The organism is Kitasatospora sp. NBC_01539 (assembly GCF_045040525.1).
Classification (GTDB): Bacteria; Actinomycetota; Actinomycetes; order Streptomycetales; family Streptomycetaceae; genus Kitasatospora.
Genome location: NZ_CP109390.1, coordinates 5,429,547 through 5,447,344, shown reverse-complemented (window position 1 = coordinate 5,447,344; position 17,798 = coordinate 5,429,547). Strand labels below are relative to the sequence as shown.

The following is a 17,798-nucleotide window of genomic DNA, read 5'->3' as shown; positions in this document are numbered from 1 at the left end:
CCGCCCTGGGTGGCGGCGGAGGCGCGGGATGTGACGGCGCGTCAGCCCGTCGCGATGGCGTCCTCGGGCAGGATGGGGAGCCGGCCGACGGGCATGCCGGTGGCGGCGCGGACGGCGGCGGCGACCGCGGCGGGTGCGACGACGGAGGGGACGGCGCTGACCGCCTTGGCGCCGAAGGTGGCGACGACGTCGCGCTCCTCGACGAGGGCGGCGATGCGGATGTCGGGGGTGTCGAGGGCGGTGGGGAGCCGGTAGCCGCTGAGGGAGGCGTTGGCGAGCCGGCCGCCCTCGGTGCGGAGGTTCTCCAGCAGGGCGAGGCCGACGCCGTGGGCGACGGCGCTCTCGATGCGGTCCTCGATCTGGCGGGGGTTGAGCGCGCGGCCGACGTCCTGGGCGACGGTGACGTCGACGACGCGGACGGCCCCGAGTTCGATGTCGACGTCGACGACGGCCCGCATCGCGCAGAAGGCGATGGAGACGAACGCGTCGCCGTGGCCGTTCTCGTCGAGGGGTTCGGTGGGGTGCGGCCGGCACTGGGCGGTCGCCCAGAGCTCCTTGCCCTCCAGGGCCTCGCTGACGGGCATGCCGAGCACGCCGTCGTACGAGGTGATCTTGCCGTCGGCGATCGAGAGCAGTTCGACGGACATGCCGAAGTTGGCGGCGATGGGCTGCAGGAGCTGGTGGCGGACCATCAGCGCGGCCTTCTCGACGGCGCCGCCGGAGACCCAGGTGTGGCGGCCCCGGGCGGACGGCCCGGCGGGCGACTGGTCGCTGTCGACGGGGGCGATGTAGACCTCGGAGACGCCGAGGGTGCTCTGCACGATCTGGCGGGCGAGGGTGGCGAAGCCCTGTCCGGAGTCGACGGCGGAGCAGATGACGGTGGCGTGGTCGCCGCTGACCCGGACGGTCGCGGTGGAGACCTCGTCCTCGCCCTCGGCGCCGAGCATGTGGACCATGCCCACCGCGTAGCCGATGCCGCGCCGGACGGCGGCGGGGTCGCCCGCGCCGCCGGGTCCGCCGGGGAGCAGCCAGTCGGCTTCGGGGTCGTCCACCGGCAGTGCCGGGAGGGGGAGTTCGGTGACGGCGTCGAGCAGGGCGGCGACCGGCGCGGGGCAGGTGACGGCCTGGCCGGTGGGCAGCGGGTCGCCGGTGGCGAGGGCGTTGCGGCGGCGGATCTCCAGGGGGTCGACGCCGACGCGCAGGGCGAGCTGGTCGAGCTGCGACTCGTAGGCGAAGCAGGTCTGGAGGGCGCCCTCGCCGCGCATCCGGCCGGCGGGCGGGTTGTTGGTGCGGACGGCCCAGGCGTCGACGAAGACGTTGGGGCAGGTGTAGGGGCCGACGGAGAAGGCGGTGGCGGCGGCGAGCACCTCGGAGGACACGTCGGCGTAGGCGCCGCCGTCGAGGAGGATCTGCGCCTCGACCTTGACCAGCTTGCCCTCGGCGTCGGCGTGGTGCCGGTAGCGCAGCAGGGCGGGGTGCCGGGAGGTGTGGGTGTGGAAGGACTCCTCGCGGGTGAGGGTCATCTTCACGGGGCGGCCGGTGCGCAGCGCGAGCAGGGCGAGCACGACCTGGAAGGAGAGTGCTTCGCGGTCGGTGGAGGCGCCGGGCACGCCGGTGACGACGGTGCGCACGCGGTCGGGGTCGAGGCCGAGGCAGGCGGCGGTGCGGTCGCGGTCACCGTGCGGGTCGGTGGTGGAGAGGTGGAGTTCGACGCCGCCGTCGGGGCGGGGCACGGCGAGGCCGGCCTCGGCGCCGATGTGGGCGGGGTCCTGCCGGCCGACCTGGTAGAGGCCCTCGACGATGATCTCGCCGGTGGCCTCGGGGTCGCCGGTGCGCAGCGGGAGGTGGCGGAAGAGGTTGCCGTCGGGGTGCAGCGGCGCGGCGTTGAAGGCGGCCTCGGGGTCGGTGACGGCTTCGAGGAGCTCGTACTCGACGGCGACGAGGGCGGCGGCGACGCGTGCGGTGTCGGGGTTCTCCGCGGCGACGGCGGCGACGGGCTCGCCGTGGTGGCGGACGACCTCGGAGGCGAGCACCGGCCGGTCGCCGGGGGCCGGGCAGGAGGCGAGGTCGGCCGCGGTGACGACGGCGTGGACGCCGGGCAGGGCGAGCGCCGCGCTGGTGTCGACGGAGACGATCCGGGCGTGGGCGTGCGGGGAGCGGAGTACGGCGCCCCACAGGAGGCCCTCGGCCCAGAGGTCGGCGGCGTAGGGGTAGATGCCCAGCGCCTTGGGGAGCGCGTCGGTGCGGAGGGGGGAGCTGCCGAGACCGAACGGTTCGGGCGCCGGTGCTTCCTGCTCGGTGGGCGCGGTCATGCGTTCTCGTCCTCGGGGAGCCTGATGCCGTGGGCGGGGGTGGTGCCGTCGTAGACCGTGCCGTCGTAGCCGGACGGGTCGTCGTAGGCGGGTGTGCCGGGTTGGCCGGGCGCGCCCTGGTATCCGTAGGCGGGCGAGCCGTACACCGGCGTGCCGAACGCGGGTGTGCCGTCGTCGGTCTGGCCGGGCACGAACGCGGGGCCGTTCTCGTAGACCGCGCCGCCGTCGTAGCCCGTGCCCCCGTCGTAGCCCGCGCCGCCGTCGTACCCGGGCACGGGGGTGCCGTGGGCGGGGGTGGTGCCGTAGGGCGTGCCCTCGTAGGGCGTGCCGTGGGCGGGGGTCGGGATGTACGGGGTGCCGTGGGCGGGCGTGGTGTCGTACGCCGGGCCGTCGTGGGCGGTGCCGTGGGCCGGGGTGCTCTCGTAGAGGCCGGTGTCGTACGGGGTGGGCTCGTAGCCGCGGGCGGGGGCCGGCACGTGGCCGAGGTAGCCCTCGGCGGGCTGCGGCGGCTGGTAGTAGCCGGCTTCGTAGACGCCGGGCTGCGGGGCGGTGCCGGGGGCCGGGTGGCCCGTGGCGTGCGGCCGCGGCTCGGCGGCGGGCGCCTGCCGGGCGGCGGCGTACTGGTCGGCCTCGACCCAGAGTTCGGAGTCGGCGTAGAGCGGCAGCTCACCGGCGAGCGGGAGGTCGGTGGCGGACTGCCGGCCGGCGGGGCGGGGCTGCCCGGGGGCGGTGTCGCCGGACGGGGTGCCGCCCTCGGCGGGTGCGTCGTCCTCGGATGCGGGCGCGGCCTGGACGGCCTGTGCGGCGGCGGCCTGGGCCGCGGCGGCGTCGAGTTCGGCCTCCAGCTCGGCCTCGCGGGCCTGGGCGACGCTCTGCACGGCGGCGAGCACGCCGCGGTAGCCGGTGCAGCGGCAGAGGTTGCCGCAGAGCGCCTGGCGGGCCTCGACCTCGGTGGGCCGGTGGTTGCGCTGCAGGAGGTCGTGGACGGCCATGGCGAGGCCGGGCGTGCAGTAGCCGCACTGGACGGCGCCGGAGTCGGCGAGGGCCTGCTGGACGTCGCTGGCGGTGCCGGCGCCGGAGAGGCCTTCGACGGTGGAGATCTCGCTGTCGGCGGCGAGTGCGGCGGGCACCAGACACCCGGCGACGAGCTGGCCGTCGACCTGGACGGTGCAGGCTCCGCACTCGCCCTGCTCGCAGCCGTCCTTGGCGCCGGCGAGGCCGAGCCGTTCGCGGAGCACGTAGAGGAGGCTCTCGCCGATCCAGGCGTCGTTGACGGGCCGTTCCGCCCCGTTGACGCGCAGCGTGTACGAGGCGCAGGGCCGCACGTCGCCGCCGAGGCCGTTGGGTTCGTCCGTCACTTCAGCGCCCTTCCCAGTGCCCGGCGGGCCAGCACCGCCACGGTACGCCGCTGCCGCACGAGGACGGCGGCCGACCCCTCGCCGGCGGATTCCAGGGCGGCGTCGGGGATGCAGGCGGCGGCGGTGTACTCGCCGAACGCGGCGAGCGCGGCGGGGTCGATGGCCTGCGCGCCCTCCTCGCCGCGGGCGTCCCAGTCGATGCAGCCGGCGACCCAGGCCTCGGCCTCCAGCGGGCGCAGCGGCACGGGGGCGACGGCGCCGACGGCGCAGCGGACGGCGCGGCGGGCGGGGTCGAGCACGATGGCGACGGAGGCGGTGGCGCGGGCGGGGCCGCTGCGTCCGCCGCTCTTGAGGAAGACCTGCGGGGCGTGCAGCAGGGGCACCCGCACCCAGGTGAGGAGTTCGCCGGGTCGCAGCGGGTCGAGGCCGGTGAGCAGGTGGCTGACGGGCACGTCGCGGCTGGCTCCGGCGCGGGTGAGCGTGGCGGAGGCGTCGAGGGCTGCGAGCACGGGGAGGGTGTCGCCGGCGGGGGCGGCGGTGGCGATGTTGCCGCCGAGGGTGCCGACGTTGCGGATCTGCGGGGGTCCGGCGGTGCGGGCGGCGTCGGCGAGGGCCGGGATGAGCGCCGCGAAGTCGGGGCGGTCCATCCGGGCGTGGGTGAGTCCGGCGCCGAGCACGGCGGTTCCGCCGTCCTCGTAGCGCCAGCCGCGGAGTTCGCTGATCCGGCCGAGGCCGATGAGGGCGGCGGGCCGGAGCCGGCCGGCGTTGACCGACTCCATGAGGTCGGTCGCGCCGGCGACCGGGACGGCGCCCGGGGTCGCGGCCAGCGCTTCGACGGCCTCGTCGACCGAGGCCGGCAGCATGATCGTCCGGTTCACCTGGATTCCACCGTGCTCCACTTGCTCATCAACTGCCCTGCCCCTCCCCACCGGCAGTGCGGCCTGGCCGTAGGGTACGGGCGACAGGGCCGGGTTGGGCAACTCTGGCACACAATCCCCCGTGATCACTTGCCGAGTGGCGGGCCTACGAGGGCAATGCTGGACAAATCACGCCACAGATCGGTCGTAAGCGGAACCCCTGATGCCGGATGTTCATCCGAACTTGACCTACCGGGTGCCGGCCGGGGCACCGCTCCCCCGGCGGACGACCCGGCCGGGGCGCGGCGTTGACGGGACCGGCCCGCCGTCCGGTTCCCGGCTCCCGGCCGGGAGCCGGGCGGAGCCGGGCGCGAGCCCGGCGGGGGCGGGACCGGGCCGCCCCGGCGCGGGCCGTACGCGGGCCGTGGCCGGCCCCGGGGCGCCTCAGGGGCCGTCCGAGGGCCGTCCCGCCACCCCGGGCCACCGCTGCCACGGGTGCGGGCCGCCCGGCGGCCGGTACTCGACGCCGAGGGCGTCCAGCCGCGCGAGGTGGACGGCCATCCGCCGCTCGAAGTCGGACCAGTCGCGGGCCGCCGGGTCGCGCGGCAGGTCGGACCAAGCGACCTCGGCGAAGGCGGCGAGCCGGGGGAACGCCCGGTAGTCGATGTCCCGGGCGCTCGCCATGAACTCCGTCCACAGGTTGGCCTGGGTGCCGATGACGTGCGCGGCCGCGGCCGGGTCGAGCTCCGGCGGCACGGGCTCGAAGCGGTAGACGTCCTCCGTGGTGCGCACGTAGCCGACCGGGATGGGCTCGTCCTCGCCGGGCGCCTGCCGGTGGTCGAGGTAGACGTGCTGCTCCGGGCACATCACGACGTCGTGGCCGGCCCGGGCGGCGGCGATGCCGCCCTCGTAGCCGCGCCAGGAGGAGACGGCCGCGCCGGGGGCGAGCCCGCCCTCCAGGATCTCGTCCCAGCCGATCAGGCGGCGCCCACGGTCGGCCAGCCAGCGGTCGAAGTGCCGGATGATCCAGCTCTGCAGCTCGTCCTCGCCGGAGAGGCCGAGCTCGGCGATCCGGGCCTGCGCGGCCGGGCTGGCCTTCCACTGCTCCTTGGGGCACTCGTCGCCGCCGAGGTGCACGAACTCGGACGGGAAGATGTCGAGCACCTCCTCCAGCACCTCCTCGAAGAAGCGCAGGGTGGCGTCGGAGGCGTTCAGCACGTGGGGGCTGACGCCCCAGTCGGTCCAGACGCCGAGGGCCGCGGTGTCGACGACGTCGGTGTTGCCGAGTTCGGGGTAGGCGGCGATGGCGGCCTGGTTGTGGCCGGGCAGGTCGATCTCCGGCACGACGGTGATCTGCCGGGCGGCGGCGTACGCGACGATCTCGCGCAGGTCGTCCCGGGTGTAGAAGCCGCCGTGCGGGCGGTCGTCGCGGCGGTCTCCGCTGCGGAAGCCGACCATGGAGCGCTCGCGCCAGGCGCCTACCCCGGTGAGCCGCGGGTGGCGCGCGATCTCGACGCGCCAGCCCTGGTCGTCGGTGAGGTGCAGGTGCAGCACGTTGAGCTTGTGCGCGGCCATGAGGTCGAGGAAGCGCAGCACGTCCGCCTTGGGCAGGAAGTGCCGGGCGACGTCGAGGAGCACACCGCGCCAGCCGAAGCGCGGCGCGTCGTCGATGGTGACGGCGGGCAGCGCCCACGTCGAGCCGGGCAGCGGGGCCCGCCGGTACGCCTGCGGGCCGAGCAGCTGGCGCAGGGTCCGGGCGGCGTGGAGGAGGCCGGGGAGGCCGCCGCCGCGCAGGAGGACGCCGTGCGCGTCGACGGTCAGCCGGTACGCCTCGGGGCCGGAGGCGGCCCGCAGGTCGTCGTCGAGTTCGAGCGAGACGGCGGGGGCCGCCGGGCGGCCGTCGCCCGGGGAGCGGGCGTCGAACGGGAAGCCGGTCGCGGCGGAGAGTTCGGCGCGCAGCAGGCCGGCGACGCCCTCGGTGCCGTCGGCGGCCGCTATCCGGGTGTCGGGTCCCAGCAGGAAGCTCCGCGGGCCGGTGTCGCGCGCGGGGAGCTCGACGCTCCGGGGGGCGGGGATGAGGTCCATGCGGTCATCCTGCCCCGACATCCGGCAGTGGTACAGACCACTGCCGGATCGCGTCGGAGATCCGCGGGGCTACTTCTTGTCGTCCCCGCCGCCCTCGCCGCCCTGGCCGAGACCCTCGAAGATCTCCTTGCACATCGGACAGACCGGGTACTTCTTCGGGTCGCGGCCCGGCACCCAGACCTTGCCGCAGAGGGCCACCACGGGAGAGCCCGAGAGGGCGCTCTCCATGATCTTGTCCTTCTGGACGTAGTGCGCGAAGCGCTCGTGGTCGCCGTCCCCGTGGGACACCTGGGGAACGGGCTCGACCAGGGTGCCGGTGCCGAGTCCGCGCTCGGGCTCAAGAGTGCTCATGGGTGACAAGTCTATGGGCGCCGCTCGGAAGCGGGCCAGTAGCGCACGGGCGGACGGCTCAGTTGAGCGTCGGATCGTCCGGATACGTGGCCAGCATGGCCAGCGGACCGCGCTGCCTGCGCAGCACCGAACGCCAGAGCCGCTCCGGCTCGGGGCTGCTCACGTCGCCGGGCTCGCAGTCGACGAGGTACCAGGCGCCCTCGGCGATCTCCGACTCCAGCTGGCCCGGCGACCAGCCCGAGTACCCGGCGAAGACCCGCAGCGCGCCGAGCTCGCCGACCAGCACCTCGGGCGGCGCCTCCAGGTCGACGAGGCCGATCGCGCCGTGCACCCGGCGCCAGCCCACCGGGTCGTCGCCGTGACCGGGCTCACCCGGCACGACGGCGATGGCGAGCGCCGAGTCGAGCGCGACGGGGCCGCCCTGGAAGACCACGGACGGCTGCCCGGTGAGGCCGGCCCAGCCGTCCAGCACCGCCGCCACCTCCACCGGGGTCGGCCGGTTGAGCACCACGCCGAGCGCCCCCTGCTCGTCGTGGTCGAGCAGCAGCACCACCGCCCGCGCGAAGTTCGGGTCCGTGAGGACGGGCGTCGCGACGAGCAGTCGGCCGGTGTGGGAGAGGGCCGTGGTCATGCTCACATGATCCCGCAGGAAGGCCCGGCAGGGGCGTCCAACACGAAACCTCCCCGACCCGTTCGCGGCCGTCCGGGGCGCAGCCCCGCAGGTGGCCGCGGGGGTGGCCGGCACCACCCGGTCGGCCGTACCGGAGGGCGCCCGGGGCGCCCGTGCGGGCCCCGCGGAGCATGATCACCAAAGGGGCACACGGGAACCAATCGCCCACCCTCTACCATCTATGAATGGTGGAAGGACCTTTCGCTGGTGGTGGAAGATCCTTCCACTCGCGTTTCCCTTGCCCCGCAGCCGAAAAATCCCCCTGCGCACCCCGGATTGCGAGAACGATGACCGACGACGTCCTGCTGGTCCACGGCGGTAACCCCCTCGAAGGCGAGATCCAGATCCGCGGTGCCAAGAACCTGGTGCCCAAGGCCATGGTCGCCGCCCTGCTCGGCCAGGGGCCCAGCCGCCTGCGCAACGTCCCGGACATCCGCGACGTCAAGGTCGTCCGCGGCCTCCTGCAGCTGCACGGCGTGACGGTGCGCACCGGCGACGAGGACGGCGAGCTGATCCTCGACCCCTCGCACGTCGAGAGCGCCAACGTCGCCGACATCGACGCGCACGCCGGCTCCTCCCGCATCCCGATCCTGTTCTGCGGCCCGCTGCTGCACCGGCTCGGCCACGCGTTCATCCCCGGCCTCGGCGGCTGCGACATCGGCGGCCGGCCGGTCGACTTCCACTTCGAGGTGCTGCGCCAGTTCGGTGCGACCATCGAGAAGCACCCGCAGGGCACCTACCTGGTGGCCCCGCAGCGGCTGCACGGCACGAAGATCGAGCTGCCGTACCCCTCGGTCGGCGCGACCGAGCAGGTGCTGCTGACGGCCGTCCTGGCCGAGGGCGTCACCGAGCTGCGCAACGCGGCCGTGGAGCCGGAGATCGTCGACCTCATCTGCGTGCTGCAGAAGATGGGCGCGATCATCTCGATGGGCACCGACCGCACGATCCTCATCACCGGCGTGGACGAGCTGGGCGGCTACAACCACCGCGCGCTGCCGGACCGCCTGGAGGCGGCCTCGTGGGCGTGCGCGGCGCTGGCCACGAAGGGCGACATCTACATCCGCGGCGCCCGCCAGCTGGAGATGATGACCTTCCTCAACACCTTCCGGAAGGTCGGCGGCGCGTTCGAGGTCGACGACGAGGGCATCCGCTTCTGGCACCCGGGCGGCGAGCTCCGCGCGATCGCCCTGGAGACGGACGTGCACCCCGGCTTCCAGACCGACTGGCAGCAGCCGCTGGTCGTCGCGCTGACCCAGGCCACCGGCCTGTCGATCGTCCACGAGACGGTCTACGAGTCGCGGCTCGGCTTCACCGGCGCGCTCAACCAGATGGGTGCGCACATCCAGCTGTACCGCGAGTGCCTCGGCGGCACGCCGTGCCGGTTCGGTGCGCGCAACTTCCAGCACTCCGCGGTGGTCTCCGGCCCGTCCAAGCTGATGGGCGCCGAGCTGGTCATCCCGGACCTGCGCGGCGGCTTCTCGTACCTGATCGCCGCACTGGCGGCCGAGGGCACCTCCAAGGTCCACGGCATCGACCTGATCAACCGCGGCTACGAGAACTTCATGTCCAAGCTGCGTGACCTCGGCGCCCACGTCGAGCTGCCCAGCGAGGCCGTGGTCACCGTCTGACGGCGCCCGCGAAGGCCGATGGCCGGTCTCCCCGAGGGGAGACCGGCCATCGGTCTGTTCAGGCTGCTACAAGCCTCAGGCGCCCTTGGCGGCTTCCTTGAGCTTGGAACCGGCGCTGACCTTGGCGCTGTAGCCGGCCGGGATCTGGATCGGGTCACCGGTCTGCGGGTTCCGCGCGGTGCGAGCCGCGCGGTGGGTGCGCTCGAAGGTCAGGAAGCCGGGGATGGTGACCTTCTCGTCACCCTTGGCGACGACCTCGCCGACGACCTCGGCGAAGGCGGCCAGAACGGCGTCGGCGTCCTTGCGGGTCACCTCGGCGCGCTCGGCCAGCGCGGCCACCAGCTCACTGCGGTTCATGTGTACTCCTGTGGTCTGTTGCTTGCGGTGTGCGGCGCACCTCGGCGCCACCGTCCGGGGAAGACCGGACGGGTCACTGGTCCGCACACTGGTGCTCGTTCAGGCGAGGGGTGGTCAGAGGCCGGGCTCGGGCCCCGAAGCGCCGCAAACCGCCCGCCCGGGTACGAATCCTGCCCCGACCGGCACTGAGAAAGCCAATCGGGCACCGGAGAGGCCGACCCGAACCACGCCCTCCCGACGGATGCATGACGCTCCGTCGACCCCGGTGCACCGGAGTCGGGCGGCGGTCGGGACGACACGCCGGTCACCCGGGGGGACGTTCCGTACTTGTCGGACACGCCACCCCCGTGCAGGGCTACCGTACGCCCTGGCACCGACAAGCCCAAACACACCCCTTCCCCTTGTGTCGCAAGGAGAAGGGGCCGGTCGGACGGCCTGCGGCGCCGTCCGCGCGCCGGAGCGGCCGCGAACGACACCCCGGTCAGATGCCGACCGCCGGGAAGGACGACGTGTCGAGGGTGCCGACGATGCCCGCGGTGGGCCGCGGGGGGGCCTGCTCCTGGCCGCCCCGCGCGGCCACCGCCGCCTCCCGCACGGCCGCGGCCACGGTCTTGGCGACGTCCGGGTGGAACACGCTCGGGATGATGTAGTTGGCGTTGAGCTGGTCGTCCGCGACGGTGGTGGCCAGCGCCCGGGCCGCGGCGAGCATCATGTCCGTGTCGACCGTCCGGCTCTGCGCGTCGAGCAGGCCGCGGAAGACGCCGGGGAAGACCAGCACGTTGTTGATCTGGTTCGGGAAGTCGCTGCGGCCGGTGGCGACCACCGCGGCGGTCTGCCGGGCGATGGCCGGGTCGACCTCCGGGTCCGGGTTGGCCAGCGCGAAGACGATCGCCTCGGGCGCCATGGTGGCCAGGTCGTCGCCGTCCAGCACGTTCGGGGCCGAGACCCCGATGAAGACGTCCGCGCCCGCCACGGCCTCCTTGAGGGTGCCGGTGCGGCCCGAGCGGTTGGTGTGCCGGGCGATCCAGCGCAGGCTGTCGGTGAGGCCCTCCCGGCCCTCGTGGACGACACCGTGCACGTCGGCGACGGTCGCGTGCTCGACGCCGGCGGCCATCAGCAGCTTGAGGATGGCGGTGCCGGCCGCACCCGCGCCGGACATCACCACCCGGATCGCGGACATCTCCTTGCCGACCACCTTGAGCGCGTTGGTGAGCGCCGCCAGCACGACGATCGCGGTGCCGTGCTGGTCGTCGTGGAAGACCGGGATGTCGAGGGCCTCCCGCAGCCGGGCCTCGATCTCGAAGCAGCGCGGCGCGGAGATGTCCTCCAGGTTGATGCCGGCGAAGCCGGGCGCGATGGCCTTCACGATCGCGACGATCTCGTCGGCGTCCTGGGTGTCCAGGCAGAGCGGCCACGCGTCGATGCCCGCGAAGCGCTTGAACAGCGCCGCCTTGCCCTCCATCACCGGCAGCGCGGCCTTCGGGCCGATGTTGCCGAGACCCAGCACCGCCGAGCCGTCGGTGACCACGGCGACGCTGTTGCGCTTGATGGTCAGCCGGCGGGCGTCCTCGGGGTTCTCGGCGATCGCCATGCAGACCCGGGCCACGCCCGGGGTGTAGATCATCGACAGGTCGTCGCGGTTGCGGATCGGCAGCTTCGACGACATCTCGATCTTGCCGCCGAGGTGCATCAGGAACGTACGGTCGGAGACCTTGCCGATGCTCACCCCGTCGATCGTCCGGAGCTTCTCGACGATCTCCTCGCCGTGGGCCACCGAGGCGGCGGCGACGGTGACGTCGATCCGGAGCGCCTCCAGCCCCGACGCGGTGACGTCGAGGCCCGTGACCGAGCCTCCGGACGACTCGACCGCGGTGGTGATCGCACTGACGGCGTTGCCCCGTGCCGGGACCTCCAGCCGCACCGTGATCGAGTTGGAGACACTGGGCACCGTCGCCATCGACGACCTTCTTCCGTACGCTTCCGAGGGTTTTGGAGTTCGATCGTCGCACCTACCGCGTCGTAGCCAGAAATAACGTTCATTGAGTGTGCGGAACCCACAAAGGCGTTCCGGCCGATCGGGCGTCCGGCCGAAAATCTGCCGCCGAACCCTTGGCCCGCGGATCGGATGCGTTACATTGGACGGGACGTCGGCCCGATCCAAGCCCCCGGGCCCAACCTTCGTCGCTTCGAGCGACCACTTGCCGCGAGGCGAGCATGGCGGGTCGGCGTCATCGACACGAGAAGGCCCCCACCTCCGGGTGGGGGCCTTCGTCGTGCGCCCGGGCCGGGCGCGCACGGCGGCGGTCAGCCGTGCAGCAGGGCGGGCACCCCCTCGGCGTCCGGCAGGTCGTCCGGGCCCGAGAGCACCGTGAGCCGCTGGGTGGCCCGGGTCAGCGCCACGTACAGCACCCGCAGGCCCGCCTCGGACTCGCCGGCGATGCCGGTCGGGTCGGCGACGACCGTGGCGTCGTACTCCAGGCCCTTCGCCTCCAGGCTGCCGAGCGCCACCACCCGGTCGCCCAGCTCCGCCGCCCAGCCGGACGCCTCCGCACGGCGGTCCATCGGCACGACCACGGCGACCGTGCCGTCCACCTCGCCCAGGAGGCGCTCCAGCTCGGCCCGGGCGGCCTTGCCGAACGCCTCGGCGCCCGGCTCGCGGACGGCCGCGAAGCGCGGCACGACACCCGTCGACCGCACCGCCGTCGGCGACGGGGTGCCGGGCGCGGCCAGCGCCAGCACCTTCGCCGCGACCTCGGCGATCTCCGCCGGGTTGCGGTAGTTCACCGTCAGCGTGTGCCGGCGGCGCGGCTTGCCGGACAGCACCTCGTCCAGTGCGGCCTGCGCCTCCTCCGGGAACGGCCACGAGGACTGCGCCGGGTCGCCGACGATCGTCCACGTCGCCATCCGGGCGCGGCGGCCGATCATCCGCCACTGCATCGGGGTGAGGTCCTGCGCCTCGTCGACGATCACGTGCGCGTACTCGGTGCGCTCGACCGGCACCCGCTCGCGCTGCCGGGCGCTGCGGTCGGCGTACGTGGTCACCTCGTCGAGACCGGAGAGCAGGTCGACCGCGTCGACCTCGCGCACCCGCGGCCGGGCCGGCTCGCCCAGCAGCAGCTGCAGCTCGTCCACCAGCGCGACGTCGTGCGCCGACAGGTCGCCGTCGCCGCGCTCGGTGAGGTGGCGCCAGGAGGACCCCAGCAGCCGGGCCTCCTCCGGGGTGACGGCGCGGCGGGCGATCCGGTTGGTGTGCCGCGGGTGCCGCAGGGTCGCCAGCACCCGGCGCGGGGTGAGCGGGGGCCACCAGGCGTCCAGGAAGTCGAGGAAGACGGCCTCGTCGGAGACGTACTCGTCGAAGGCCTCCCGCTCGTCCTGGCGCTGCTCGCGCTCGAAGTGGCTGGTCGGCTTCGGCAGGTTCCGGGTGATGTCCTGCCACAGGGCGTCCAGCAGGAGACGGCGGGCCCGCGGGCGCAGCAGGTTGAGCGGCGTGCCGCCGGTGCCGACGACGTTCGCGCGCACCCCGCGCAGCCGGCCCGCGTCGAGCCGCAGGGCCTCGCCGCGCGCGAAGACCTTCAGCTCGGTGGGCGCGCCGAACTCCAGGGCGGCCCGGGCGGCCCGGCGCAGCAGCTGCACCATCCGCCCCGACCCCTTGATGCGGGCCGTCTCGGGCGTGTCGTAGCGGCCCGCCTCGATGCCGTCGACGAGGCTGCCGACCGCGCGGATGGCGACCTGGCCCTCCTCGCCGAGCGAGGGCAGCACGCCCTCGGTGTACGACACGAGCAGCGCGGTGGGGCTGACCACCAGGATGCCGCCCGCGTAGCGGCGGCGGTCCTGGTACAGCAGGAACGCCGCGCGGTGCAGGGCGACCGCGGTCTTGCCCGTGCCGGGGCCGCCGGTGACCAGGGTCGCGCCCGCGGCGGCGGCCCGGATGACCTCGTCCTGCTCCTTCTGGATGGAAGAGACGATGTCGCGCATCGTGTGGCTGCGGGCACGGCCGAGGGAGGCCATGAGCGCGCCGTCGCCGACCACGGCGAGCTCGCGCCCGTCCAGGGTCGGCGCGAGGTCGGGGCGCAGCAGGTCGTCCTCGACGCCGATCACCCGGCGGCCCTTGGAGCGGATCACCCGGCGCCGGACGACCCGGCCGGGCTCCAGCGGCGTGGCGCGGTAGAACGGCGCGGCGGCGGGTGCCCGCCAGTCGATGACGAGCGGGCCGTACTCGGCGTCGAGCACGCCGAGACGGCCGATGTGGAGGGTCTCGGCGACGGCCGGGTCGTCCGGGTCGAGCGGTGTCTGCGACGGGATGCCGTGCTCCTCCGGCGCGTCGGCCTGCTGCAGGTCGATGCGGCCGAAGAGGAAGTCCTCGAACTCGCTGTTGAGCCGGTGCAGGTGGGCGCCGGCCCGGTAGACCTGGGCGTCACGTTCGGCGAGCGCGCCGGGGGTGCCCACCTGCACGCGCTTGGCGGCGTCCTCGAGGATGTACTCGGCTTCGGCGAGCTTCTCCTCCAGACGCCGGTAGACGGTGTCGAGGTGGCGCTGTTCCTCGGCGACCTCGCGGTCGCGGACGGAATCGTTGGTCTCTGGTGTGGTGTGCATGGGCCTCGTCGGTACGGCGCGGGGGAAGCGGCGGACGGAAGATCCTACTCCCTGACCGGGCCCTCCGGCCTCCCCCGGCCGCCGTTCGGACGCGGACCGGCCGAAAACAGGCCCAGGGGCCGGAGTACCGGCTCCGGCCCCTGGGGGTTCTGGTGGGACGGGCCCTCCGGCGGGTGCCGGTCCCGTCCTGCGTGGCGGCTAGTCGTCCTCGCCGTACTTGCCGGCCGGCTCGGCCACCGGGTCGACGGCCAGGCGGTAGCCGCGCTTGACCACGGTGGCGATCAGGCGGGGGGTACCGAGCGCGGCGCGCAGCCGGGCCATCGCGGTCTCCACCGCGTGCTCGTCGTCGCCGCTGCCGGGCAGCGCCCGCAGGAGTTCGGCGCGGGGCACGACCCAGCCGGGGCGGCGGGCGAGGGTGCGGAGGAGGGCCATGCCGGCGGGCGGTACGGGCCGCAGGTCGCCGTCGACGAGGGCCGCCTGGCCGCGCAGCTCCAGGGTGTGCCCGGCGACGGCGAGGCGGCGGGCGCGCTCCGGGAGCTGCGCGGTGAGGGTCTGCACCATGGCGCCGAGCCGCATGCGCTCGGGCCAGACGGTGGCGATGTCGAGCTCCTCCAGCGGGGCGGCCGTGACCGGCCCCACGCAGACCGGCAGGACGTCCCGGCGCAGGGCGTGCAGCAGGTCGGCGGTCTGGCCGCGTTCGGCGGCCCGGTCGAGGAGGCTGATGGCGGCGGGGGCGGAGGTGAACGTGACGGCGTCCAGGGAGCCGCTGCAACACGCGTCGAGGAGGCGGTCGACGGGGGCCAGGTCCACCGGCGGGAGCCAGCGGTAGACGGGCACCTCGACGACCTCGGCGCCGGCGGCGCGCAGCGACTCGACGAAGTCGCGCAGCGGCGCGCCGTGCAGCTGGACGGCGATGCGCCGGCCGTCGACGCCCTGCTCCAGGAGGCGCTCCAGCACCTCCACGGAGGACTCGGACTCGGCGGACCACGCCTCCCGGAGGCCGGCGGCGCGGATGGCGCCCTTGGCCTTCGGTCCGCGGGATAGCACGCTGGCCTTGCCGAGGCCGCGGACGAGGTCGTCGAAGAGGCCCCAGCCCTCGGCGGCCTCGATCCAGCCGCGGAAGCCGATGCCGGTGGTCGCGACGGCGATGTCCGGCGGGTCGGCCACGAGGGCGCGGGTGGCGTTGAGGAGTTCGGTGTCGTCGGCGAGCGGCACGATCCGCAGGGCGGGTGCCCGCAGGACGGCCGCCCCGCGGCGCTGGAGGAGGGCGGCCAGCTCGTCGGCGCGGCGGGCTGCGGTGATGCCGATGGTGTAGCCCGCCAGCGGCGGGGCGGCGTCGGGCGACGGCACGAGGGCGGTGGTCGCGCTTGCGGTCGTGTCGGCCATGGGCAGACGTCCTTCGTGGAGCGCCCCGGAGGCTGTCGGCGGGCCCGGGGGCGGGTGCCTCCCGCCTGCACCCGGCAGGGTGTCCGGCGGTCGGCGGGCTGGGTGGGTGGGCCGCCATCGTCCCTCGCCGGGGTCACACCACCGGGTCGGTCGGATTTCCGGCTTGTTTCGCAGGTGAGGGCCGGTCCGCCTCGGCGGACCGGCCCTCGTGCGGATCAGACCTCGGCGAGTGCGGGGGACTTCGCCGCGACGGAGGGGGCCGCGGGGCGTCGCAGGTACGCGGCCCAGGTGAGGACGAAGCAGATCGCGTAGGCGATCAGGAAGGAGACGAAGGCGGGGGTGCCGCTCTTGGTGGTGAGGAAGGACTGGCGGAAGGCGAGGTTGATGAAGAGGCCGCCGAGGGCGCCGACCGCACCGATCACGCCGATCGCCGCGCCGGACATCCGGCGGGACCAGGCGGCCGCCTCCTCGGCGGTGTCGCCGGCGGCGATCCTGTCCTGGGCCTTGGCCTCGAAGATGCCGGGGATCATCTTGTAGGTGGAGCCGTTGCCGAGCCCGGCGAAGACGAAGAGGCCGATGAAGCCGACGAGGAAGACCGACAGGGACTTGATCGAGGAGGCGTAGGTGACCAGGCCGGCGGCCGCGGCCATCGCGACGAAGTTCCAGAAGGTGATCCGGGAGCCGCCCCAGCGGTCCGCCAGCCAGCCGCCGACCGGGCGGATGACCGAGCCGAGCAGGGGGCCGATGAAGGTGAGCTGGGCGGCCTCCAGCGGGGTACGGCCGAACTGGTTCTGCAGGACGAGACCGAAGGCGAACGAGAAGCCGATGAAGGATCCGAAGGTGCCGATGTAGAGCACCGCCATGATCCAGGTGTGCTTCTCCTTGAGGATCGCGCCGAAGGTGCCGGTGTCGTTGCTCAGCGGGGCCAGGTTGTCCATGAAGAGCGCGGAGCAGAGCGCGGCGACCACGATCAGCGGGATGTAGATGCCGAGCACGAGCTTCGGCTGGGTCGCGCCGGCCCAGGTGATGACGGCGAGCGCGACGAGCTGGATGACCGGTACGCCGATGTTGCCGCCGCCCGCGTTGAGTCCGAGCGCCCAGCCCTTCTTGCGCAGCGGGAAGAAGGCGTTGATGTTGGTCATCGAGGAGGCGAAGTTGCCGCCGCCGACGCCGGTGAGCGCCGCGACCACCATGAACGTGGTGTACGAGGTGCCCGGGTGCATGACGTACAGCCCCGCGAGGCTCGGTACGAGGAGGAGCAGCGCCGACACGATCGTCCAGTTGCGGCCGCCGAAGCGGGCCACCGCGAAGGTGTAGGGGATGCGGACGAAGGAGCCGACGAGGGTCGGCATCGCCACCAGGAAGAACTTGCCGGCCGGGTCGATGCCGTAGTCCTTGCCCATGAACAGGACCATGACCGACCAGAGGCTCCAGATGGAGAAGCCGATGTGCTCGGAGAAGACGGAGAAGATCAGGTTGCGGTTGGCCACGCGGCGGCCGGTGCTCTCCCAGAATTCCGTGTCCTCCGGCTGCCATTCCTGGATCCAGCGGCCGCCTGTTCTGCGCTGGGCTGTGTCGCTCATCGGTCTCCCCTTGCGTGCCGGTGCCTGCCCTGCCCGTGCTGTCGTGAACGACGTTAGAAGTCCGGGGTTTCCGCTTCGTTGTGCTCTGTGAAGCCTGCGGAACCGTCCTCTCACCCGCCGGGCGCCGGCCGTGTGAGGCGGTGGAAACGCACGAAGGCCGCCCTCCGTGGTGGAGGACGGCCTTCGGTGCACATGAGGTTGTGGAGATGCCGGGAATCGAACCCGGGTCCAGCGGAGTGGATTCAGGACTTCTCCGAGCGCAGTCCGCTGTGCTTTTCTCGGCCCCGGCAGTCACGCGGACAAGCCGCCGACGGGCCCAGCTGCTGTTTTATTTCCCCTCCGCCCCCGCAGCCGGGGCGGACGGTTGAGTTCCCTAGATTATGCCAGGGTCCGGGTCGGGAACTCCCCGGTCTGACACCCTATTCGCTTCGCTGATCAGGCAGCGAGAGCGAACTGCGGGGTATCGCGCTTGGTGTTGGCGATTATTTTTTTGCGGCAGGTGGTTATCGAGATCATTGCCGCGTTCCTCGGCTCGCTTCTCCTGTTTCGACTACCTCTGTCGAAACCGATCATCCCCATGTTGATTTGACAAACAGCTCCGGAGGGCGGGCCCTCCGG

The 17,798-nt window shown here is 73.6% G+C and carries 12 protein-coding genes and 1 other RNA gene; 1 reads left to right on the top strand and 12 read right to left on the bottom strand.

What is annotated here, in order from left to right:
* Positions 1 to 41 precede the first annotated feature (41 nt).
* From OG335_RS23595 to OG335_RS23570, 6 genes are all read right to left on the bottom strand, one after another.
* Positions 42 to 2,312 (bottom strand): xanthine dehydrogenase family protein molybdopterin-binding subunit, encoded by a 2,271-nt coding sequence (locus tag OG335_RS23595; protein WP_405013115.1) that lies wholly within the window; start codon positions 2,310 to 2,312, stop codon positions 42 to 44.
* Positions 2,309 to 3,670, bottom strand: a complete 1,362-nt coding sequence (locus OG335_RS23590; RefSeq protein WP_405013114.1) for a 2Fe-2S iron-sulfur cluster-binding protein — start codon at positions 3,668 to 3,670, stop codon at positions 2,309 to 2,311. Before OG335_RS23590 ends, OG335_RS23595 begins: the two co-directional genes overlap by 4 nt.
* Entirely contained in the window at positions 3,667 to 4,533 is an 867-nt protein-coding gene (locus OG335_RS23585) for an FAD binding domain-containing protein (protein WP_405015496.1), read from the bottom strand. The genes OG335_RS23590 and OG335_RS23585 overlap by 4 nt, the downstream gene beginning before the upstream one ends.
* Before the next feature lie 438 nt (positions 4,534 to 4,971).
* Entirely contained in the window at positions 4,972 to 6,612 is a 1,641-nt protein-coding gene (locus OG335_RS23580; RefSeq protein WP_405013113.1) for a beta-N-acetylhexosaminidase, read from the bottom strand.
* Between the two features lie 69 nt (positions 6,613 to 6,681).
* Positions 6,682 to 6,963 (bottom strand): DUF3039 domain-containing protein, encoded by a 282-nt coding sequence (locus tag OG335_RS23575; RefSeq protein WP_405013112.1) that lies wholly within the window; start codon positions 6,961 to 6,963, stop codon positions 6,682 to 6,684.
* 58 nt (positions 6,964 to 7,021) lie between these two features.
* Positions 7,022 to 7,594: a YqgE/AlgH family protein gene (locus OG335_RS23570; RefSeq protein WP_405013111.1), complete on the bottom strand. Its 573-nt coding sequence runs from the start codon at positions 7,592 to 7,594 to the stop codon at positions 7,022 to 7,024.
* 326 nt (positions 7,595 to 7,920) lie between these two features.
* On the opposite strand from OG335_RS23570, the gene murA reads away from it, so the two are divergent.
* Positions 7,921 to 9,261 carry a UDP-N-acetylglucosamine 1-carboxyvinyltransferase gene (gene murA / locus OG335_RS23565; protein ID WP_405013110.1) on the top strand — a complete coding sequence of 447 codons (1,341 nt, stop codon included), beginning with the start codon at positions 7,921 to 7,923 and terminating at the stop codon, positions 9,259 to 9,261.
* A 75-nt stretch (positions 9,262 to 9,336) separates the two neighbouring features.
* Here murA and OG335_RS23560 read toward each other — a convergent pair whose 3' ends face one another.
* The 6 genes from OG335_RS23560 to ssrA form a co-directional block, all read right to left on the bottom strand.
* Entirely contained in the window at positions 9,337 to 9,618 is a 282-nt protein-coding gene (locus OG335_RS23560; RefSeq protein ID WP_030271959.1) for an HU family DNA-binding protein, read from the bottom strand.
* A 481-nt stretch (positions 9,619 to 10,099) separates the two neighbouring features.
* Complete coding sequence (locus OG335_RS23555; RefSeq protein ID WP_405013109.1) at positions 10,100 to 11,575, bottom strand: NAD-dependent malic enzyme; 1,476 nt, start codon at positions 11,573 to 11,575, stop codon at positions 10,100 to 10,102.
* A 347-nt stretch (positions 11,576 to 11,922) separates the two neighbouring features.
* Positions 11,923 to 14,211 carry a HelD family protein gene (locus OG335_RS23550; RefSeq protein ID WP_405013108.1) on the bottom strand — a complete coding sequence of 763 codons (2,289 nt, stop codon included), beginning with the start codon at positions 14,209 to 14,211 and terminating at the stop codon, positions 11,923 to 11,925.
* Positions 14,212 to 14,409: 198 nt separating this feature from the next.
* Positions 14,410 to 15,597, bottom strand: a complete 1,188-nt coding sequence (locus OG335_RS23545; protein WP_405013107.1) for a uroporphyrinogen-III synthase — start codon at positions 15,595 to 15,597, stop codon at positions 14,410 to 14,412.
* Between the two features lie 215 nt (positions 15,598 to 15,812).
* Entirely contained in the window at positions 15,813 to 17,180 is a 1,368-nt protein-coding gene (locus OG335_RS23540; RefSeq protein WP_405013106.1) for a nitrate/nitrite transporter, read from the bottom strand.
* A gap of 198 nt (positions 17,181 to 17,378) precedes the next feature.
* Positions 17,379 to 17,757, bottom strand: a transfer-messenger RNA (tmRNA) gene (gene ssrA / locus OG335_RS23535).
* Between the last annotated feature and the right edge of the window lie 41 nt (positions 17,758 to 17,798).